Origin of the sequence: Methylovulum psychrotolerans (genome assembly GCF_002209385.1) — a bacterium.
Taxonomy (GTDB): Bacteria; Pseudomonadota; Gammaproteobacteria; order Methylococcales; family Methylomonadaceae; genus Methylovulum; species Methylovulum psychrotolerans.
On sequence record NZ_CP022129.1, the window covers coordinates 970663 to 991138 of the forward strand.

Annotated in this window: 24 protein-coding genes and 1 pseudogene; 24 read left to right on the forward strand and 1 reads right to left on the reverse strand. The window is 47.4% G+C overall.

Annotated elements, in window-relative coordinates; translation table 11 throughout:
* Window positions 1–106 precede the first annotated feature (106 nt).
* The 7 genes and pseudogenes from CEK71_RS04210 to CEK71_RS23490 form a co-directional block, all read left to right on the forward strand.
* Window positions 107–352: a hypothetical protein gene (locus tag CEK71_RS04210; RefSeq protein WP_088618214.1), complete on the forward strand. Its 246-nt coding sequence runs from the start codon at window positions 107–109 to the stop codon at window positions 350–352.
* A gap of 99 nt (window positions 353–451) precedes the next feature.
* Entirely contained in the window at window positions 452–970 is a 519-nt protein-coding gene (locus CEK71_RS04215; RefSeq protein ID WP_088618215.1) for an RHS repeat protein, read from the forward strand.
* Window positions 964–1470, forward strand: coding sequence for an Imm42 family immunity protein (locus CEK71_RS04220; protein WP_088618216.1), 507 nt, complete (start codon window positions 964–966; stop codon window positions 1468–1470). The genes CEK71_RS04215 and CEK71_RS04220 overlap by 7 nt, the downstream gene beginning before the upstream one ends.
* Window positions 1471–1602: 132 nt before the next feature.
* Window positions 1603–1845, forward strand: a complete 243-nt coding sequence (locus CEK71_RS04225; protein ID WP_088618217.1) for a hypothetical protein — start codon at window positions 1603–1605, stop codon at window positions 1843–1845.
* A gap of 71 nt (window positions 1846–1916) precedes the next feature.
* On the forward strand, window positions 1917–2414 hold the full coding sequence (locus CEK71_RS04230) for a hypothetical protein (RefSeq protein ID WP_088618218.1): 498 nt from the start codon (window positions 1917–1919) through the stop codon (window positions 2412–2414).
* A gap of 794 nt (window positions 2415–3208) precedes the next feature.
* The gene (locus CEK71_RS23485; RefSeq protein WP_232463762.1) at window positions 3209–3412 is read left to right on the forward strand and encodes a hypothetical protein; all 204 of its coding nucleotides are present in this window, start codon (window positions 3209–3211) and stop codon (window positions 3410–3412) included.
* A 10-nt stretch (window positions 3413–3422) separates the two neighbouring features.
* Window positions 3423–3944: pseudogene (locus CEK71_RS23490) on the forward strand (RHS repeat-associated core domain-containing protein); the annotation flags it as partial.
* 177 nt (window positions 3945–4121) lie between these two features.
* Here the strand turns inward: CEK71_RS23490 and CEK71_RS23495 are convergent.
* The gene (locus CEK71_RS23495; protein ID WP_157678977.1) at window positions 4122–4346 is read right to left on the reverse strand and encodes a hypothetical protein; all 225 of its coding nucleotides are present in this window, start codon (window positions 4344–4346) and stop codon (window positions 4122–4124) included.
* On the opposite strand from CEK71_RS23495, the gene CEK71_RS23870 reads away from it, so the two are divergent.
* From CEK71_RS23870 to CEK71_RS04320, 17 genes are all read left to right on the forward strand, one after another.
* On the forward strand, window positions 4335–4973 hold the full coding sequence (locus CEK71_RS23870; protein ID WP_157678979.1) for an RHS repeat-associated core domain-containing protein: 639 nt from the start codon (window positions 4335–4337) through the stop codon (window positions 4971–4973). The genes CEK71_RS23495 and CEK71_RS23870 overlap by 12 nt on opposite strands.
* 17 nt (window positions 4974–4990) lie before the next feature.
* A complete protein-coding gene (locus CEK71_RS04245; RefSeq protein WP_088618221.1) occupies window positions 4991–5731 on the forward strand; it encodes a HEAT repeat domain-containing protein in 741 nt (246 codons plus the stop codon).
* Between the two features lie 407 nt (window positions 5732–6138).
* Window positions 6139–6543 (forward strand): RHS repeat-associated core domain-containing protein, encoded by a 405-nt coding sequence (locus CEK71_RS04250; protein ID WP_088618222.1) that lies wholly within the window; start codon window positions 6139–6141, stop codon window positions 6541–6543.
* On the forward strand, window positions 6540–6977 hold the full coding sequence (locus tag CEK71_RS04255) for a hypothetical protein (RefSeq protein ID WP_088618223.1): 438 nt from the start codon (window positions 6540–6542) through the stop codon (window positions 6975–6977). Before CEK71_RS04250 ends, CEK71_RS04255 begins: the two co-directional genes overlap by 4 nt.
* Before the next feature lie 110 nt (window positions 6978–7087).
* A complete protein-coding gene (locus CEK71_RS04260; RefSeq protein WP_088621500.1) occupies window positions 7088–7336 on the forward strand; it encodes a hypothetical protein in 249 nt (82 codons plus the stop codon).
* 64 nt (window positions 7337–7400) lie between these two features.
* Complete coding sequence (locus tag CEK71_RS04265; protein WP_198328461.1) at window positions 7401–7883, forward strand: hypothetical protein; 483 nt, start codon at window positions 7401–7403, stop codon at window positions 7881–7883.
* Between the two features lie 74 nt (window positions 7884–7957).
* Window positions 7958–8197: a hypothetical protein gene (locus CEK71_RS04270; protein ID WP_088618225.1), complete on the forward strand. Its 240-nt coding sequence runs from the start codon at window positions 7958–7960 to the stop codon at window positions 8195–8197.
* Between the two features lie 48 nt (window positions 8198–8245).
* Window positions 8246–8821 (forward strand): hypothetical protein, encoded by a 576-nt coding sequence (locus CEK71_RS04275; RefSeq protein ID WP_088618226.1) that lies wholly within the window; start codon window positions 8246–8248, stop codon window positions 8819–8821.
* Complete coding sequence (locus CEK71_RS04280; RefSeq protein WP_088618227.1) at window positions 8799–9248, forward strand: hypothetical protein; 450 nt, start codon at window positions 8799–8801, stop codon at window positions 9246–9248. The genes CEK71_RS04275 and CEK71_RS04280 overlap by 23 nt, the downstream gene beginning before the upstream one ends.
* 87 nt (window positions 9249–9335) lie before the next feature.
* Window positions 9336–10082, forward strand: coding sequence for an ankyrin repeat domain-containing protein (locus CEK71_RS04285; RefSeq protein WP_088618228.1), 747 nt, complete (start codon window positions 9336–9338; stop codon window positions 10080–10082).
* A gap of 318 nt (window positions 10083–10400) precedes the next feature.
* The gene (locus CEK71_RS04290; protein ID WP_088618229.1) at window positions 10401–12176 is read left to right on the forward strand and encodes a sensor histidine kinase; all 1776 of its coding nucleotides are present in this window, start codon (window positions 10401–10403) and stop codon (window positions 12174–12176) included.
* 4 nt (window positions 12177–12180) lie between these two features.
* The gene (locus tag CEK71_RS04295) at window positions 12181–13548 is read left to right on the forward strand and encodes a sigma-54-dependent transcriptional regulator (RefSeq protein WP_088618230.1); all 1368 of its coding nucleotides are present in this window, start codon (window positions 12181–12183) and stop codon (window positions 13546–13548) included.
* A 251-nt stretch (window positions 13549–13799) separates the two neighbouring features.
* Window positions 13800–15014: a calcium-binding protein gene (locus tag CEK71_RS04300; protein WP_088618231.1), complete on the forward strand. Its 1215-nt coding sequence runs from the start codon at window positions 13800–13802 to the stop codon at window positions 15012–15014.
* A gap of 497 nt (window positions 15015–15511) precedes the next feature.
* Complete coding sequence (cutA, locus tag CEK71_RS04305; RefSeq protein ID WP_088618232.1) at window positions 15512–15841, forward strand: divalent-cation tolerance protein CutA; 330 nt, start codon at window positions 15512–15514, stop codon at window positions 15839–15841.
* Window positions 15820–18063 carry a protein-disulfide reductase DsbD gene (gene dsbD, locus CEK71_RS04310; RefSeq protein ID WP_088618233.1) on the forward strand — a complete coding sequence of 748 codons (2244 nt, stop codon included), beginning with the start codon at window positions 15820–15822 and terminating at the stop codon, window positions 18061–18063. Before cutA ends, dsbD begins: the two co-directional genes overlap by 22 nt.
* Window positions 18060–18584: a TlpA family protein disulfide reductase gene (locus CEK71_RS04315; RefSeq protein ID WP_088618234.1), complete on the forward strand. Its 525-nt coding sequence runs from the start codon at window positions 18060–18062 to the stop codon at window positions 18582–18584. Before dsbD ends, CEK71_RS04315 begins: the two co-directional genes overlap by 4 nt.
* A 424-nt stretch (window positions 18585–19008) precedes the next feature.
* Complete coding sequence (locus CEK71_RS04320; RefSeq protein ID WP_157678983.1) at window positions 19009–19755, forward strand: fatty acid desaturase CarF family protein; 747 nt, start codon at window positions 19009–19011, stop codon at window positions 19753–19755.
* The last annotated feature ends 721 nt before the right edge of the window (window positions 19756–20476 follow it).

Here is a 20476-nt window from a genome sequence, read left to right on the forward strand (position 1 = left end):
TATGCTGTGCGTACCTTCCACTTGGCTATGGCGGACTGGGCAAGGTGCTTGTTTTGATGCAAATGGAAATATGACAGGTTTTTTAGGATCCTAGGATAATTACATTATGAATGACAAGGTAAGGATATTATTGTCCAGTGATTCTGATTATGAAAAGCTGGTCGCTGAAATTTATTACGAAGATAAATTTATTGGTTTACTTAACCAAGATGATGGGTTGGATTGTATGAAAATTGAGTTTCCTGACCAAAATGTACAAGAAAACTTGGTGCTAAGGAAGGTTGATTTAGCAATTTTTGAAAAAGCATTAAAAGAAGCCAAGCGAAAAATTAGTACGGTTAGCGTAGCGTAATCGTACGCATGGGAAGTCCGGCACCCTATGCGTACCTTCTACTTGGCCATGACAGACTGGGCAACCGCCTGAATCCAGTAGGTGCTAAAACCTACTGCCATGACACTCCGGCAAACTTGCCGACAACAGCCCCAAGCCTTCATCTACGGTGTCAAAAGCCGCCTGTCCGGCATCAGCAAAAGTGCCGCCTACCGCTATGGTAGCAACGCCCTAAGCCTGCACGTCAAAAACCAGCCTTACCCTGAACACGGGCGGGTCTATGGGTACGGCCAAACCAACCACCTGATCGGTGAATACGACAACAACGGTGCCCGCCAAGCCGAACACATCTGGCTCGGCGACCTGCCCGTCGCCATGCTTGCGGGCGGCGGCGCCATCTTCCCCGTGCTCAGCGACCACCTCGGCACCCCCCGCCAAATTATCGACGGCAACAAACAGGTGCGCTGGCAATGGGACAACCTCGACCCCTTCGGCGCCAACGCCCCCAACACCAACCCCGCCGGGGTGGGCGGCTTCGGCTACAACCTGCGCTTCCCCGGCCAATACGTCGACGGCGAGAGCGGGCTGTTCTATAATTACCACTATACTTATGGGTATTTGGTTTGTAAGCGATGTTGATCGGTGATAAACAAAGATTTGCGGTGGAATATGCGCTTGATTTTAATTCCGGTGGCGAATGGATGTATGGCAAGATTTGTTATTGGCTCGAAGGTGAGAGCATAGGCGATTATGAGCTTGGCACTTCTCTTAGGGATGTTTTGTCACAGTTGAAATATTTGCTATATGACTCTGGCAAACGCAATGCTGACGGCTTATGTTTGCAAGCACCTGAAAAGGTTTTTTATCAGCTCAATGAAGCAATTTATGGTGACAGCAAAAATGTCCGTGGTGAAATGCCTGATTCTCCAGCTCGGTTTGAAATAACAATACCTGTAGATGTCTTTGATCAATGGAAGATTTTTCTTATCGATTGTAATGGTTATTCGACGGTTTTGTATAAGGGGATTGAAGATAAAAATGTCCGTACCGCCCAGATTCTTTTAGGTGAATACGATCATGTTATTGGCAAGCTTTATAAGGCGCTGGAGTCAATTTACGCGCATGTCGCTGATTCGTAATATGTATTTGTAAAGCTAAGGGTAGGCATGAACTCAAACCAGAAAGGGTGATGTTATAAATGAATCACCACAATTATATGATTCAGATACAGGACTTTCTTCACCAATAAGGCCAAATTGGCAATAGGGCTTATGATTAATGAAAACGATAAAATAACCGTAAAAGCCGCCTATGCAGCGATGTATAAATTTCTTGAACATGAATATGAATTAACAAACTCAAATGACATAGCTGGCTTACTTGGCGGCATGTCGCTGTTAGAGAATGGGAACACTGCTGACCCGACTGCTTGGGCAGATTGGTTAAACGCAATTGCAAAGGCTTCATGTAATGACTGCGACATAAGTTTGCAGATTATTCCTGCAATTCGATAGGTATAGCTATTAGTGTAAGTGCATTTTCCTGGTATGCGACCAACTTTTGTACCTTATAACAAATAAAGTTTATGGGAAAACAAATAAATTTTTACTTATTACCATCAGATTTAGATGCGTTAGAGAGCAAATTGAAAGATGCTTGTCTTTTAATTATTCTGCATAGTAAATCAAGTTCTTCTTCGCCGAGGGAGTTATCTAATCTCAATTTAACTGAGAATAACCATCGCTGGTTATTCTATTATTTTGTTCACCCAGATGATATTGATTCGTTAGTGATTAATTTTGTACCTAAACAAAATCATTGGGTTATTGACGTGCTTCGTTCGCCGATAATTGAGGTTACTAGTTGTTTTTACGATGGTAAAATCTTGAGAAGAGGTAGAGTTTATTATACTGATAAATTTTATGGGAAAAATGATGAGGTAGTAGAAAAAACAGAAAATTTCAAAAAATGGGCCCAACAAATTTTTTTAGTTACAAAAAAAAATCTTCTAAAATTGAATAAGGATTATATTGGTGAAGAAACAAAACAATGGCTAGAGCAATCAGGCAACAAAATTCATTGATTCGAAATAACGGAATAACAGGGTTCGAATAACTACTGGCCCGCCGGCTCCAACGCGGTAAGACCTAATCCGTAACAGGTCCAACTAACAATTGCCAAACTTTTGTTCAGAGTTTGATAAAACAATGCTCAGCGCTTCCGCCCTATTAGCAACCTAAAGAAGCTTGGCAACAACAAAAATAATTAACAAAATAAAATATTGGATAACTGTAATTATATGTGTGCTGATAGCCTATTTTTCTGGTGTTAACGTCTTGTATTTTATTTGGCAGAGCGCCTTTACGAATGCAAATATCCCTAAGTTAGAATGTTTGGTTTATTCATACTCGTTTGTATTTGTTATTTCATTTTCATGTTTCATTTACTTTTTTATTAAGGCTATAAGGCGTAACACTTTGTAATGGGATAGAGTGCTAGCCTTTATACGATGGCTTAAAACGGCGTATACAAACGTTGTAGAAAAACCAACAATTAGCCCTCTTATCCCGCCGTTATCTTAGCCGGGTAGGGTACGCTGTGCGTACCTTCCACTTGGCTATGGCGGACTGGGCAACTATACTGTAATGGCTCCCCGCCACTGTCGGCAACACCAACAGCAACCGCCTGAATCCGCTAGGCACTAAAACCTACCGCCATGACACTCCGGCAAACTTACCGACAACGGTGCCCAAACCTTCACCTACGGTGCCAAAAGCCGCCTGTCCGGTATCAGCAAAAACGGCACCTACCGCTATGGCAGCAACGCCCTAGGCCTGCACGTCAAAAACCAGCCCCGCCCTGAACACGCGCGGGTTTATGGCTTACGGCCAAGCCAACCACCTGAGCGGCGGCAACGGCAACAACGGTGTCCGCCAACAGGAACACATCCGGCTCGGCGACCTGCCCGTCGCCATGGTCGCGGGCGGGGGCGGCATCTACCCCGTGCTCAGCGACCACCTCGGCACCCCCCGCCAGATTATCCCCGGCAAAACAGGTACGCTGGCAATGGGACAACCTTGAACCCTTCGGCGCCAACGCCCCCAACACCAACCCCGCCGGAGTCGGCGGCTTCGGCTACAACCTGAGCTTCCCCGGCCAATACATCGACAACGAGAGCGGGCTGTTCTACAACTACCACCGCACTTATGACCCTAAGGCGGGCAGGTACACCCAAAGCGACCCGATCGGCTTGGGCGGGGGGATGAACACTTATGGGTATGTGGGGGGGAATCCGCTTAACAGGATTGATCCAAGGGGTAATAATGAGGAGATATTTGGAATTCTCCTCATTGCCGCAATTGCTTACGATGCGGGACATAATATAGAATACAAACCAGGAGCTAATTCAGATGAATTCATTGTACGAATCCCTCCGCCATCAATGTGGACAAACGGTGTTCCATTGCCATTTCCAGCAGGAATAGACTTGACGTGCGGTATTGCGAAGACTCCTGTCGGAGATTTAGGATTTCCTAAAGGCATTAACTTTACAGTTGATCCAAACGTTGTAGAGAAACCAAAAATTAGTCCTCTTATTCCGCCGTTATCTTAGGTATTAGATTTATGTCGAATGATAGTAAATTATGGATATTGATAATGATATTGTTGTTCGTTATGTTACCCGTAGTGGCTGGAATTCTTGGGCCTTTCCTGAAAAAAATGGGTTTTGTTGATTTTTAATCAAATGGATAACGTAGCTATTATGGTAGCAACGCCCTAGGTCAACATGTCAAAAACCAGCCCCGCCCTGAATATGGGCGGGTCTATGGCTTACGACCAAGCCAACCACTTGAGCGGCGGCTACGGCAACAACGGTGTCCGCCAACAGGCACACCTCCGGCTCGGCGACCTGCCCGTCGCCATAGTCGCGGGCGGCAGCATCTACCCCGTGCTCAGCGACCACCTCGGCACCCCCCGCCAAATCATCGACGGCAGCAAACAGGTGCGCTGGCAATGGGACAACCTCGACCCCTTCGGCGCCAACGCCCCCAACACCAACCCCGCCGGGGTGGGCGGCTTCGGCTACAACCTGCGCTTCCCCGACCAATACGCCGACAACGAGAGCGGGCTGTTCTACAACTACCACCGCACCTATGACCCTAAGGCGGGCAGGTACACCCAAAGCGACCCGATCGGCTTGGATGGGGGGATGAACACTTATGGGTATGTGGGGGGGAATCCGGTTAATCAAATTGATCCGTATGGATTAACTGCTGAAGGTGCAGTACTAGGTGGTACCATTGGTGGGGGAGCTGCCATAGTTGGATCAATAGCTATCGACGTAACCACAGGTGGAGCAAATATTCTAGCTACTCCTTCTGAAATTGCATTCGCTACGGCCGCCGGTGCGGCTTTTGGAGATGTCGTTTCGGATTTTGTTAATAACGTGTCTAGCGCACTAGAAAATGCCTATGAAATGGCAAAAGGCGGCAATCAAAATGTCAGAGATAGTGGGCTTGAAGGCTATACAGACCAAGAAATTCAAGATTTATATGATAAGGCCAAGGGTAAAGATAAAAAACGTCTTGAGAAAGAATTAAAAGGCCGTAAAGTAAAAAATAAAAACAAAAGATGTCCATAAAGTAAGGGTGTTATCAAGTGAGCAGTAAAGATACTTTGTCAAGAGTTTTATTGGTCAAAAGTTGGCAAGAAAAAGCATATGACGAAATACGTCCTTTACTTTTTCAAGCGTTTGAAGATAAAAATTATTCTATTAGGTCGGCAGCTATCCAGGTCTTTGGGGAAATTGGCAATAAAAATGATGTTGATAAGCTGTTCCCATTATTAAAAGACCCGCATTATGAAGTAAGATATTTGACAGCCGAAACATTGGGTTTTTTTAACAATCAACAGTCAATTAGCTATCTAATTGACTCACTTGATGATGTAGATGAGGTTGTTAGATTAAATTCTGCTGACAGCTTAGGGAAATTGAAAGCGAAATATGCTATACCTAAGTTAATTGAAAAACTTACCGATAAAGATGAGTTGGTTAGAGGATATGCAGCAGAAGCATTAGGCGTAATAGGTGATAAAAATACCGTTTATGCTCTAAAAAAGGCATTGTTAACTGAAAAAAGAAATGCATCGAGGGTTAGAATTTTAACGGCATTATTTAAACTTGGCGAAGAATCAAACTTATCTTTGATAATAAAAATGCTCAACACAAAAAGCTATCGGGTAAGATGTGCAACTGCAAATATACTTACTGAATTATCTTTCGATAATAATATTGATGGGCTCTATGGAATATTGGAACAAAAACTTAAAAATGAAAAAACAGTAGCCGTAAAATCAACTATTACTAGATGCCTGAAAGAACTTGCTAGTGATAACTAACGCGGTAAGGTGCATTGCGTAGAGCAATGGGATGGATATGCGGGCGACTGTCACCGCCACCCTCTGCTGCTAAACGCCTTCGGCGAACGGGTCGCAAAATGGGGCGCTTATGTCCCCGCTGGCTCCCTACCGCTACGTCTACGACACCGCCGGACATCTGATCGGCGAATACGACACCAACAACACCCTGCGCCAAGCCGGGTAGGGTACGCTGTGCGTACCTTCCACTTGGCTATGGCGAACAGGACAACCATGCTGTAATGGCTCCCCGCCACTGTCGGTAACACCAACAGCAACCGCCTGAATCCGGCAGGTGCTAAAACCTACCGCCATGACACTCCGGTAAACTTACCGACAACGGTACCCAAACCTTCACCTACGGCGACAAAAGCCGACCCGCCCTGAACATGGCGGGTCGATGGCTTACCGTCAAGCCTGCCACCCACCTGAGCGGCAGCTACGGCAACAACGGTGTCCGCCAACAGGCACACCTCCGGCCCGGCGACCTGCCCGTCGCCATGGTCGCGGGCGGCGGCATCTTCCCCGTGCTCAGCGGCCACCTTGGCACCCCCTCCAGATTATCGTCGGCAAAACAGGTGCGCTGGCAGTGGGACAACCCCGACCCCTTCGGCACCAACACCGCCAAGACCAACCCCGCCGGGGTGGGCGGCTTCGGCTACAACCTGCGCTTCCCCGGCCAATACATCGACGGCGAGAGCGGGCTGTCCTATAATTACTACCGCACTTATGACACTAAGGCGGGCAGGTACACCCAAAGCGAATGCGTTTTCCAAATTGTGGGGGTTAAATGAACAAGGTTAGCAAATGCCCTACGGTTTACGATTATGACGCTTGGTCTTCTCCAGGCAATCAGCTACCCGACGAGTATGGCGAGGAACTGGCGGAGGACTTGCATAAATTGGGTATCCCGAAAGATGTTTTTTTGGGTTTGTCTAATGTGGCAGATAAAATTGATACTGAAAACCTACGTTCATCCATTGCAGATGGCGAAATAACGCTTGAAGATTTTAGGTTATTTTGCCAGCGGCAAGGTTTGAACCCTGATCCTCTGGACATCCATTCGGCCAATAAATGCTTGGAATACGCCTTTGGCCGTCCGTTAGCTTGGGTGCATGTTCCAGAAGACTCATATCCTGAGCTGTTAATAAAAATTATCGGCTTACTCGAACCTAGAAATATTAAAGTCGTGCATCCTTTAACATACGAAACTGTTGTTATTTCTTAACGGCTGTACGGCGAATAAAAAATGACGAGTAAGGAATGAAACACCACTGCTATATAATTCAGATACAGGACTTTCTTCACCCGTAAAGCCACAAGTCGGAAATGGAGCTTATGATTAATGAAAACGATAAAATAACCGTAAAAGCCGCCTATGCAGCGATGTATAAATTTCTTGAACATGAACATGAATATGAATTAACAAACTCAAATGACATAGCTGGCTTACTTGGCGGCATGTCGCTGTTAGATAATGGGAACACCGCCGACCCCGCTATTTGGGTAGATTGGTTAAACGCAATTGCAAAGGCTTCATGTAATGACTGCGACATAAGTTTGCAGATTATTCCTGAAATTCGATAATTTTAATTATTGGTGTAAATACATAATAGCTCTTAAAGTGATAAAAGTGATTTCGGAAATTGGAGTGGCAAGGTTAGATGGCTTTCTGATGGGCGTTATGGCGTTAAACGGGAGAATTAATGATTACTATGCCGGTGCCTTTATCCTTGAAAACACGACCGAACAAAATGTAGATATAAACTTGATTCAGTATTTTCAATCCCGTTGTCAGTTAAATGTGGATATGAAATATGATGTTAAATACAGTCAGATAGAGCAAGAGATTCAAGTATTTATAGCGGAAAATATTTTAAATTACCCCATTGGTCATTTTGATTGCAAAGCTGTAGATGATAAGAAAAAGTACATTTCTTTTAAAATCCTGGATATGATTGAGTTTTTAATGCCAAATTCTGAATATACATCATATAGATTTGAAAAGGCTATAAAAATTGAGGGCTTAATAGAGCATTCAACTTCAAAAGACACTTTTTTTTGTTTCCCATGCGCCCAGCATGTTCTTGTTTTACAGTTTAGTGTACCTTGCACTGGGACAGACAACGGATAGCTTGTAAGAAACAACGCGTATTACGGGGTTTTACCCATTCCGGCATACCGTATTTAGCCTAATTATGTAAATGTATGAGTGATTTTAGTATTATTTTTGTCAGCGAAACAAAACGAGACCATCTTTTGGTTGAAATTCATTTTAAAAAACAACGCTTATGTCAAATAAATAAGGAAAAAGGTTGTGAGAATTTGGAAATCGAATTTTTGACAGATATTTATATATCGCATAAAGACGTGGTGATGAGCTTTCCTTTAAGCGATTTTGAGGCAATTTTAAAGGAAGCCAAAGAAGGTCTTTTGACTTGTCCATAGCCGCTATTTGCTATAGAAAAATCAAGAAAAATGGTATAACTAATTGCTATGGAAGATAAAAATAGCGTTTATCCTTATGCGTATAGTTACAAGGGAAAATGCGGTTATTTGCTGTGGGAAGCTAATGGCGATGGGGATGTTTTTAAACAACATCAAGACAAGCTTATTTTATCTGTAGGTGATTTTGAAGAGGCTAAAAAAGTATTCGCAGGTTTGCCTTTCGTTATAAGATGGGATGAAGCGGCAATAATTGATTTTGATGTTTTCTGGAAAATACTTTCTGGCTTAGGGTCAGGCAGTATTATTGATGAGACTGCTTGTGAAGTAATGTTAAATGGTTGGAACTTCATTGAAGATTTAATTCGCACCTTTGCTTTAGATGCCCTGCGGGAAAAATTGCATGAACCGCAACTCAATAAAGTGTATGAAAAGTTTTTTTATGGCTGCAATATTGCCGCCGTCACACCTAGCGGGTGCGGTTATACTCCGCTTTGGCAACCACCAGAGGTTTTAATGCTTCGGGAACGGTTAGTGGATGTGTGGGATGAACAAGCGGCCTGTGGTAGTTATCCTGAACAGGTGATCGTAAGGCGGCGCGGTTATGGAAATAGAAATACCTACTGAAACAGATTGGGAAGAGTATTGGGCAGACTTGGATCAGCGCGATGCTTATGAGGTTTTTTATGGACGGACGAATGCAGAAATGCACAAAGAATTCCGCAAATACGTTACGGGAAGAACAACAGATTTGAGATTTATGCCAGCTATTCCGTTTAGGTACTATATGCTTGGTTTCAAGGACTTTGTTGTGTCTAGCCGATTCGATGAATTAGATGCGCCTGATGTTGCAAATTGCTATATATCTTTAGTCGAAGATAAATTAAAAGACGCTCCTGAGCATATACTCCCCATTTTTGATAAATTGCTAGGTACTGCTGAATATATTGCTAATCATCAAGATGATTATGGGGCATCTGTTCATATTTATGGGGATTTTCAAGACAAATTAACATTAATAAAAGAATTGGCGCGTAAGGCGGGTAGTGGGTAGAAATTATCTTTCCTAATCCATTACCAATGTCGAAAAATAGGGATCTAGTAGCCGGGGTATTTTAGGGGTTTACATATAAACTTAATCATGAAATTGAAAGCAAAAATGACGGTTAATGACCGTATTGTGGATGACAATTATCATCGTAGCCTCTCTCCTGGCATGGTTTATTCTGTTGTTCAAATTGATGATGAATATTTTCGTGTTATCAATGATGACGGAGAACCCATACTGTATCCAAAAGCTTTGTTTGAGGTTGTTGACCCTTCTGTTCCCGAAGAGTGGGTGACGATAACATTCGATGACGGTGAATATTTTATCGGCCCTGCTGAATTCAACAAAACAGGCTTCTATGAGGATTATTTTGATGGGGTTGCGGATGCCGTGGATAAATTCGAGTCTTTCCGAAAGGAATTTGGGCTACCCGCTCTTAAGGCAAGAAAAAATATCCCTGAGGTTTATATGATGGATGCTAAGGGCAAGCTGGAAGAATTGCTAAAGAAATATCAAAAACAAGTTCAATTCGAAGCGTTAGAGCTAACGTCCCCCGATCAATTGGGGGTTGACCAGGATAGCCCTTTTCATCTGGCTTGCTGGCGGGGCGATATAGATGATGCCAATATTATGATTGCTGGCGGGGCGGATTTAAATCTTGCCGGGGATTTAGGCGACACGCCACTGCATTATGCGGTACGGATGCAAAGGGAAGACGTTATTGTCGCCTTACTGGCAGCGGGGGCGATAAGCAATTTAAAAAATGATTACGATGACACGCCTTTAGATATTGCTGAAAATGAGGGAAATCAAGAAATTATTGCCTTGTTAACTCGGTAATCCAAGCCTTGGTGGGCAAGCTGTTTCTGCCCAAGTTTCCGCTCTTTATCAAAGAAAGGCCGCAGGATTTTTATTCACCACGCAAAAATCACGGTCTTCTCCTGACCCGTCATCTAAAACACCGCTGTCTCTTGAAATACCCCCAGTGCTAGGATACCGACACGCCAAGCCAACCGTGCGGCACCGAACGGCCAGACCCGCATAAAAGCGGGCATTCCCCCTTTCCCCGCAATTTTTTTGCCGCGCGGCGGCTATCGCCCTTATACTCTCTACGGTTAATCCCCCTCTTTTTCCTGCGCTTTTGACCGAGATACCCGCATGACCATCCGTTATACTTTGCTGATGTCTTATCTGCTGATTAGTTTGGCTTCGGCGTTGCTGATCACATTGATGATTTTTGTGCATTTGCGGGAGATTTTGCGGGAGGAGATTGATAATAAGCTCCAGTCGCAAGCGTCGACGATTATGCAGCAAATCGACACGGCGTTGTTTGAGCGGTTTGAGAATATGACAATGTGGAGCCAGTTGGAGGTGATGCAGGAGATTCGGGTGGGGGATGTCGATAAGCGGTTGGCGCATGTCCTGAACGAGCTGCACAGCGGTTATGGTGGCATTTATGGGCAGATTTTTGTCGTCGACAATCAGGACAAGATCATTTCCGCCAGTGATAAGAAGCTGATCGGCGAATGGTATCCGCATACCGAGCCATGGCTTAGCGTCACCCATAAAGACCATACCCACGCGCTGCATTTTCTGGATGCCGAGCTGGAGCAGTTATATTTTTCCATCCCTATCCGCGATGCCTTTAAAAACGGTACGCTGGGGCAGTTATACGCGAGTTTTGATTGGCGGGAGATGTTCCGGCTGTTGGATACGCCGTTGCCATTCAGCCTGAAAGATTCGGCGACCTATGCGTTGCTGATTGACGAGGCGGGTAAGGTGATCGCTACGTCGACGGTATTGCAGCACCGGCCTTTGCCGTTTGCCAGTTTGCCGGAGCTGTTGCCGTTGATGGGGCAGAAAATGACGGGGTCGCTGACGACGACGGTGGATTTTCTGGATCATGAGGCCGTTTTGGTGGGTTATGCCAATTCGCAGGGCTACCGTTCGTTTAGCGGCTTTGGCTGGCGGGTGCTGATTCTCCAGCCCAGTAAAAACGCGCTGTTGCCGGTTTGGGATTTGTGGGCGGCGATTCTGGCATTTTTAAGCTTGACCTTGGTGCTGGGCATTGTGGTGTCGTTTTGGATGTCGGCAAAAATTGCCCGCCCGATTGTCCAGTTGGCCAAGTTTACCCATGATTTTATGCTCGGTAAGCCAGTGGTGTCACCGCTGGTCAATTCTAGCCAAGAAATCACTGAGTTAAGCCGCCAGTTTGCGTTAATGATTGAGCATTTGGAGCAGTCGCGGCAGGATGTGATCAGGGTCGCCAAATTGGCGGTGATAGGCGAAATGGCGGCGAGCATGGCGCATGAGGTGCGGACACCGTTGGGGATTTTGCGCTCGTCCGCGCAAATTTTGCAACGCGAACCGGATTTGAGCGAGATCGGCCAGGAAATGGCGGGGTATATCCTGAGCGAAACCCAGCGCCTGAACGGTTTGGTGACGATGCTGTTAGAATGTGCCAAGCCGCGTGCGCCGCAGTTTGCCTATAATGATGCCCACGCGATTATCCGGCGTACCTTAGAATTGGTGCAAAGTCATGCCGAAGTGCGGCAGGTGCAGATTAGCGCCGATTTGGCTGCGACAAATTCACACTTGGATTGTGATAAAGATCACATCATTCAGGTGTTTTTAAATTTATTATTAAACGCCACGCAACACGTTAAGCTGGGCGGCCATATTGTGGTGGCAACCCGCAACCATGCCGACAGTTTTGAGGCAACCGTCAGTGACGATGGCCCTGGTATTACTGATGCCAATAAGGCTAAGGTGTTCGAGCCGTTTTTCACCCTGCGGCAAGAAGGGGTGGGGCTGGGGTTGACGGTTGTCCAGCAAATTGTTTTGGCACATCAGGGACGGATTTTTGTGACTGATAGCCCGTTAGGGGGCGCGTGTTTCCATGTCGTTTTACCTATGATCCATCAGGAAATTTAACAGAATGCCCAAACAAACGATTCTGGTCGTCGATGACGAGCCAAAAATGCGCCGCTTATTGGAGATTATGCTCACGCAGATGGAATATTGCGTGGCGCAGGCGGGTAATGGCCTGCAAGCGTTGGCGATGCTGGCCGAGCAAACGTTCGATTTGGTGATTACGGATTTACGGATGCCGGAACTGGACGGCATCGGCCTGTTGCGGCAGTTGCGTGAGCAAAATAATGAGGTGCCGGTGATTGTGGTCACGGCTTATGGTACGGTGGAGAGTGCCGTGGAGGCGATGAAGTATGGGGCCAGCGATTATATTGTCCGCCCCTTTGAGTTGGATGCGGTGACTGCTTCGGTGCAACGGGCGTTGCGCTTGGGTAAGATGCAGCGGGAAAACCGTTATTTGCGGCAAGCGGTCGCGCAGGGTTGGCAGGGCTTTATCGGCAACAGCCCGGCCATGCAGCAAATTTACACGCAAATTCAGCAAGTTGCCGCGACCAAAACCAGTGTGCTGATCCAAGGCGAAACCGGGACGGGTAAGGAGTTGGTGGCGCGGGCCATCCATAATGCTTCTCCCCGTGCCAAAGAGCTGTTCGTGTCGATCAATTGTGCGGCGATTCCGGCGGATATTTTGGAGAGCGAGCTGTTTGGCTACAGTAAAGGCGCGTTTACCGGGGCGAATAAGGAGCGGGTCGGTAAGTTTGAATTGGCGGATGGCGGCACGTTGTTTTTGGACGAGATTACCGAAATGGACATCGGTCTGCAAGCGAAGTTGTTGCGGGTATTGCAGGAGCGCAGTTTGGAGCGTTTGGGCAGTAACCGTACCATTACGGTCGATGTGCGGGTGATTGCCGCGTCGAACCGTAATCCCCGGCAAGCGATTGTCGACCAGAAGTTGCGTGAGGATTTGTTTTATCGTCTGAATGTGTTCAACATCGCCTTGCCGCCGTTGCGGGAGCGGCGTGAAGACATTTTGCCGTTGGCGACGTTTTTCGTCGAAAAACATGCGCGTGATTTCGGGTTTGCCAGTCACGGTATTGAGGCCGATGCCCAAGCCTGCTTGCAGGCTTATAGCTGGCCGGGCAATGTCCGTGAGTTGGCGAATATGATGGAGCGGGCGGTGGTGTTAAGTGGCGGCAAAACCATCGGTATCGGCCATCTGCCCAGTGATGTGCTGGAGGATATGGCACCCGCGCAAGCGCAAGCCCAGAGTCCTACGGCGACGCTGGGCAGCCTTAACCAGCAGGTTGAGCAATTGGAAAAGCAACTGATTGGACAGGCGTTAAGCCAAACGGGTGACAATAAGGCTAAGGCCGCGCAGTTGCTGGATATTAGCGAGCGGTCTTTATGGTATAAGCTAAAGAAGTATTTTCCGGGCTGATATGGGTTGCGGAAACTACGCTTTAGTGGGTCAGAAATTAGGGCATCCCCCGTTCTTTAAGTAAGTTTTTGTCAAAAAATTCGTTACTTCACTGTATTTGTCATCAATTTTTGGTAAAGTCCGCACTATCTGTATAACTATCCGTTTACAGAACAATAACAGCCGCCTGTTTTAGCCTCTATTACTGCGTTTAAGGCGGCCATGGCTGGGGCAGGCGGTTTTTCAGTAATCTATAATGAGAGATATTAACAATGGCTATTATTAGTGGCAATCAAAAAAGCAATACGCTGAGCGGAACGGGTCAAGCGGATATCATTTATGGCTATCAAGGCAATGATGTGCTGTCAGGTTTGGACGGTAACGATGTCTTGTTTGGTGGTAATGGTGATGATGTGTTAACAGGGGGCTTGGGTGACGATACCTTGGCGGGTGGTCAAGGCGCCGATACTTATCTGTTTGCCAGCGGTGACGGTGTCGATACCATTTATGATAATGGCGATTCCCAAAACATGGTCAAGTTTAGCAATATTGCGTCTACGGACGTGACCGCGCTGTATGACGACAGCAGCAACCACAGTTTGGTGTTAGAGTACGCTAATGGCGACCAAATTACCGTCAATGATTTTTTTGGCGGCGGCGCAGATGCTATCGGCCAATTCCAATTTACCGATACCACTTGGACGCTGGCTTATATTGCCAGCCATCACAATGGTACGGCGGCTAATGACCGTTTACAGGGGATTGATACCTTAAATAACACGATTAACGGTCTGGCTGGCGATGATACCTTAATGGGCGGCAGTCTGGCGGATACCTTGAGCGGTGGTGACGGTAACGATATGCTGCTCGGTTCTTTGGGTAATGATACGTTGGATGGCGGCGACGGCAACGATAGGTTGGGCGGCGGCAATGGCAGTGATGTGTTGATGGGCGGTAGTGGCGATGATTTCTTGTTCGGGGGCAATGGCAGCGATACTTTCGTCGGCGGTTTAGGCAAAGATACGAATGTCTTAAGCGAAGAAAGAAGCCTGTTAGATGTCGTGCAGATCAGTGCGGGCGATAGTTTGGTCGGCAGTTATGATGTGGTGAATGGTTTTACCTTAGGCAAAAGCAGTGGCTCTGACCAATTGGATTTGGACAGTACGGCTATCGCCGCCAATACCACGGGTGTGGACGGCATTAATGCCGGGATTATCCATAGCCACGCCATTAGCCATGGCATTATCAGTTTTGATGATGCGGATACCTATAGCTCTGCTTTAGCGTTGCAAGGCAAAAATTTAGGCGATATTTTTACTTATTTGCAAACCAATTTGACGCAGGGTGAAACGGTCGCCTTTACGGATATTGGCAATACTTATGTGTTCCAAGATGAGGGTACACTGGACACGCTGGTGCAATTAACGGGCGTAACCGCTGCCCAATTGGCCACTACGTCCGTCGCTGGCGGGGTGTGGTTGGTGTAAGCTTCTGTTTGCCGCCTAGATTATAGGCGGCATCCTGCCTTGGAGGGGTAAGGCCAGTGGTTTGTCTTACGCCCTTAAGCCACCCGCCGATACTGGCGGTGGCTTTTTAAAGGCTTCTGGTATGCTACCACTCGATCATCAAGTTTTTCATAAAGTCACCTCTAAATAGTGGAAAAGATTAGCGAAGAGCCAAGGCTTGTCAAGGTAGACGGCTCCCTCCCCTGATGGGGAGGGTTGGGGTGGGGAGAATAAAATCAATCTCTGAGCTATATGTATAAGCTATTGATTTTATTCTCCCCACCCCAGCCCTCCCCATCAGGGGAGGGAGCCGCCTTACTCTACAGACTTGTGTTTTTAACAAATCCCCCACCCTATTCAGGACGGGTTTTATGAAAACGTGAACATCGGGTTAAATGCTCTTAACCCGACAATATAAGGGTAATCTGGGTGAAATTCTAGGATAATATTGCTCTGCCCGTTTTTAGTGAGATGCCGTCATGCCAACTAACGTTGAACTTATCCTTTGCACCTGTCCCGATAAGGCCACCGCGAAAAAGCTTGCCCACTTATTGGTCAGCAAAAAACTCGCGGCCTGCGTGAACATTATTCCAGGAATCACCTCTGTCTACAGTTGGGAGGAGCAAATCGAATCGGTAACGGAGCAGTTGCTGCTGATTAAAACCAGTATCGGCCATTACGCGGCGATTGAAACCTTACTCTTTAAATATCATCCTTACGAGCTTCCTGAAATCATCGCGGTACCGATAGAACGCGGTTTACCTGAATATTTGGACTGGATCACCACATGCCTTTCTACAAAACAATAATTTTCTGCTGGCTGGCGATAGTAGGCCAAGCCGCTTTTGCACTCGACGACGACACCCTACTCCCCCCTGCCCAAGCCTTTAAGCTCAGTGCCCAAGCCCTCAGCGACCAACAGTTGCAACTGACGTGGGAGATTGCCGACGGTTATTCGGTATACCGCAATAATATGCGCCTGAAATCGCAAACCGCCGCGGTGACCTTGGGCGAGGGCGTGTATCCTGACGGGCTGATCAAGCATGATGAATTTTTGGGCGATATTGAGCACTACCACCACCAACTCCAAGTGGCCGTGCCGCTCAACAATCCTAACCATGCCGCCAGCTTGGAGCTGTTTGTGCAATACCAAGCGTGTGCCGACCGTGGCGTGTGTTACCCGCCGCAAAAGCAGACCTTAACCGTCAACTTACCCCCAACTCCAGCCGCCAGTACGGCCAGCGCCACCCCGGCTACCAACCCCTTGGCGCGTTGGGTAAAGGGTTTTTCCGGTTTCCAAGCCGCCGCCGAGCTGTTGCCGCCCGAACAGGCCTTCCAGTTTTCGGCGACGGTTAAAGATGCCCAGACGGTGCAAGTCAATTGGACGATTGCCGAAGGCTATTATTTATACCGCGAAAAAGTCCAATTGGCGCTGACCCAGACTGACGGCAGCCAATTGGGCGCGTATAGCATCCCCAACGGTACGCCACAACACGATGAAGCCTTTGGGCAAGTGCAAATTTTCCATAACACACTGGCGTTTAACGTCCCGCTAAACCGTGCGGGTACGGCGGCCACCACCATCAGCTTGGAAGCGAAATACCAAGGCTGCGCTGACCGGGGCGTGTGTTATCCGCCGATGAGCAAAACCATCAGCTTAGCCTTACCTGCCGCCACCGCCGCCGCCGCCGCCCCGGCTAACCCAAGCCTTACGCCTGCATCTTTATCGGAACAGGATGCCATTGCCCAAAGTCTGCACCAAGACAGCACGCTGGCGACGCTGGCAAGCTTTTTTGGCTTTGGCCTACTGCTAGCCTTCACTCCGTGTATTTTCCCGATGATACCTATCTTATCGGGCATTATTATCGGCCACGGCAACCGCATCAGCACCTTCCGGGCTTTTTTGTTGTCTCTGAGCTATGTGCTGGCTTCAGCGGTGATGTATACGTTGTTTGGGGTACTGGCCGCCCTGTTCGGGCAAAATTTGCAAACGACGTTCCAGCAACCGTGGATTATTGTCTTGTTTAGTGCCGTATTTGTGGTGCTGTCTTTGTCCATGTTCGGCTTTTACCATTTAGAATTGCCCAAGGCCTTACAGGCGCGGCTGCATAATTCCAGCGAACGCCATCGTGACGGCTCCTTATGGGGCGCGGCGATTATGGGGGCGTTATCGTCGCTGATCGTCGGCCCTTGCGTCGCCGCCCCTTTGGCAGGGGCGCTGATTTTTATCAGCCAGACCGGCAATGCCCTGTTAGGCGGGGCGGCGCTGTTTTTTATGGGGCTGGGTATGGGGATGCCATTATTGGTCTTAGGGGCTTCGGCACGGCATTTATTGCCGAAAGCGGGCGATTGGCTGAACACCACCAAAGTGGTGTTCGGCGTGATTATGCTGGCGGTGGCGGTGTGGATGCTCAGCCGGGTTTTGTCCCCGGCCATCAGCATGGCGTTATGGGCGGTACTGTTAATAGTGCCGTCCGTTTATCTGAACGCCTTGGAGCCATTGCCAGCGGACTGCTCAGGTTGGCGTAAATTAGCAAAAGGTTTGGGCGTATTGATGTTGGCTTACGGTTTATTGGTGCTGATAGGTGTCAGTATGGGTAATAGCAACCCGCTAAAGCCTTTGCAAGGCTTGGCGGCTTCGGGTACGGCACAAGCCGCCGATACCGGGCTTACGTTTGGCAAAGTGGCGACGCTGGCCGAACTGGAGGCTAAAATCCAGCAAGCCGCTGCCCGACACCAAACCGTCATGCTGGATTTTTATGCGGATTGGTGCATTTCCTGTAAAGAAATGGAGGCTTATACCTTTACCGATGCTAGAGTCAAAACGGCGTTGGCGAAATTTGTCGTGCTGCAAGCCGATGTCACCGCCAATAATGCCGATGACCAAGCCTTATTGGCCCGCTTCAAGTTGGTGGGCCCACCCGCTATCCTGTTTTTCGGCCAAGACCGCCAAGAACAGGCGGCGCAACGGGTGGTCGGTTATCAAGATGCCGATACCTTCCTAAAAACCTTAGCGGCGTTGCAACCATGAAAAATACCGGATTGATTTTATTGGCTGCTGTGTTCGCTTTAGCCGCCGGCATTCTCACCAAGCATCTGCTGACCTCGCTGGCCAACACCGAACCGACTCCCATGCCAGCCTTCACTTTGTCGGATCTGGCGGGCAAAACCCACAGCAGCGCTGAATGGCAAGGCAAAATCCTGGTCGTCAATTTCTGGGCGACCTGGTGCCCGCCCTGCCGTAAAGAAATACCGACCTTTGTCGCCTTACAAAACCAATGGGCCAACCAAGGAGTGGTTTTTTTAGGCATCGCTATTGATGAAGCGAAAGCGGTGAAAAACTTTCATGAGGACATGGCTATCAACTATCCGTTATTGCTGGCCGAAACCACCGGGGCAGCACTGGCCCGTGAATTCGGCGACGCAATGGAGGCCGTGCCTTACACGGTAATTGTCAACCAACAAGGGCAAATCATCTATAGAAAACCGGGTGAAGTCTCCAAAGACGACCTAATATCCCAAATTACCCCATTGCTTACACCCCAAAAATAGCTTATAAATAGGCGATAATTGGCTTTGAAGATGCCTACCATTTACAAAGAGGCGATCATGTTCCATAGCCGTTTTTGGGGCTGAGCGCGGTGTTACGGTAGGCCACGCCGGATTGCCGCGTGGTTGAAAAATTCCGTGCAGGCAAGCTGGGCAACCCAAGATATACTGTGAACGGCCAAATTTTCGGCTTTTACAATTCACCGTAGGGTACGCTGTGCGTACCTTTTTCACTGATTTTATTATGATTTTTTAAAGGTACGCATTTATGCCCCTGAGGGTACAGCGTACCCTACCAAAAAACCGAAAACTTGACCGTTTGAAGTATAGCACCAGCCTACTTGGACAGCGGACACGCATTTTTACAGGCAGGGTGGCCAAAACGTCCGTTGCAGCGGCTTAACTCCCTCTAATGACAAGGCACTCCATGCAGCCATTTTACGCTAAACTGACCTCCTGGCTTATTCTCAGCTATTTCTTGGCATTGATAGCAGGCTTTTACCTTATCCAATGGCAGCAGTTTTCAGCCTTATCCTTTCTTGCCGTGCTTTATGTGTCGTTATTTATCGCCGACTTTATCGGCGGTCTGGCACATTTGTTTATCGACTACCAGCCGTTAAATTACGCCAAACACTATGACGAGTTGTACTTTTATCCAGGCGACAGAAACACGCCGGATTTTGCCGATAAAAAACGGCAAATTGTCGAAAACTCCAGCCGATTGGATATGTCGGTTTACCATTTTAAAGTGCATCACCGCAATGTCTCGCCCTATCTGAACCGACGCTATGCCAGTTTTTTTTATGAAACGGTTGTGCCCTCAGCCATGTTGCTGATCACGGCGCTGGTACTGGCTACCCGTAGCGAACAAAATGCCCTCAGCGTTTATTTAGCCTTCGCTTTGCTCATCATTTCAGTGGGCGTATTGCACACCAATCATGTCCACAGTTGGGTTCATGGTTCAAAAACCATGCCGTGGGGCGTAGCGGCAATTAAAGTGTTGCAAAAAATGCGTCTGATGTATTCCATGGAAACCCACGCGCGACATCACAGCCAAGGTGAAAGTGGCTTTTGCTTTCTTATCGGACACGCCAATTTCATCGTCGACCCCCTTTGTCGCTTGCTGTTGCAATGGCATATCATCCACAAGCGGCACTGGCATGGACAACCATAGCTTGTCAGCGCTCAGTTTCCGGCGGGTAGGGGCGCAAGTTTCCAAGCTTTAGCGATAAGCCAGCAATTTTGTTGCTTAATTAAATAGAATAACCCGCTTTAAAAGGCAAGTGCTATGCAAAAAACGTTATCCTGTACGCTGTATAATGGTCAAGTAAAGCCGCTTGGTGATTAAGGGGTAAAATAGGGTTACCAGATCTTGTCGCCCTGAAAAATACTATGACGGACAAGAAGAAGGCAAAGAAATGGCTTGAAAAATATCGTGTCCTTCGTGTCTAATGACATTTAACTATGGGTTCCATAGCAGCGGGCTTAATTAATAATTAAGCTTCGTATGTTAGTCTGTACCTTTGGGTCAGCAAAATGCACAAATGTCTGCCTATAAAATGGATGATATTGATGATTAAAATAAACCTTTTTTATTTAAGGATGATGCCGATTAGGTTTTAGCCTCTGTATCTGTTGGTCACGTTTAAAAATGACGGTGGGGAATCTTATTGGCAAAGGTTGTAGGGCAGTACATTTCGTCAATGCACTCGACTGTTTGTGTTTAACACAGTAAACTGCCTACGCCACGTTAAGCAATAGAAACACTGGTCTTATTATTGCTAGAATAATGATACCTCCACTCTTTTAACCCATAGAATACCCACAACCGTCACGGCTGTACCCATTTAAAATTTACATCATAAGCCAAAATCGCCAAGTCAAGGTTTTTTGGA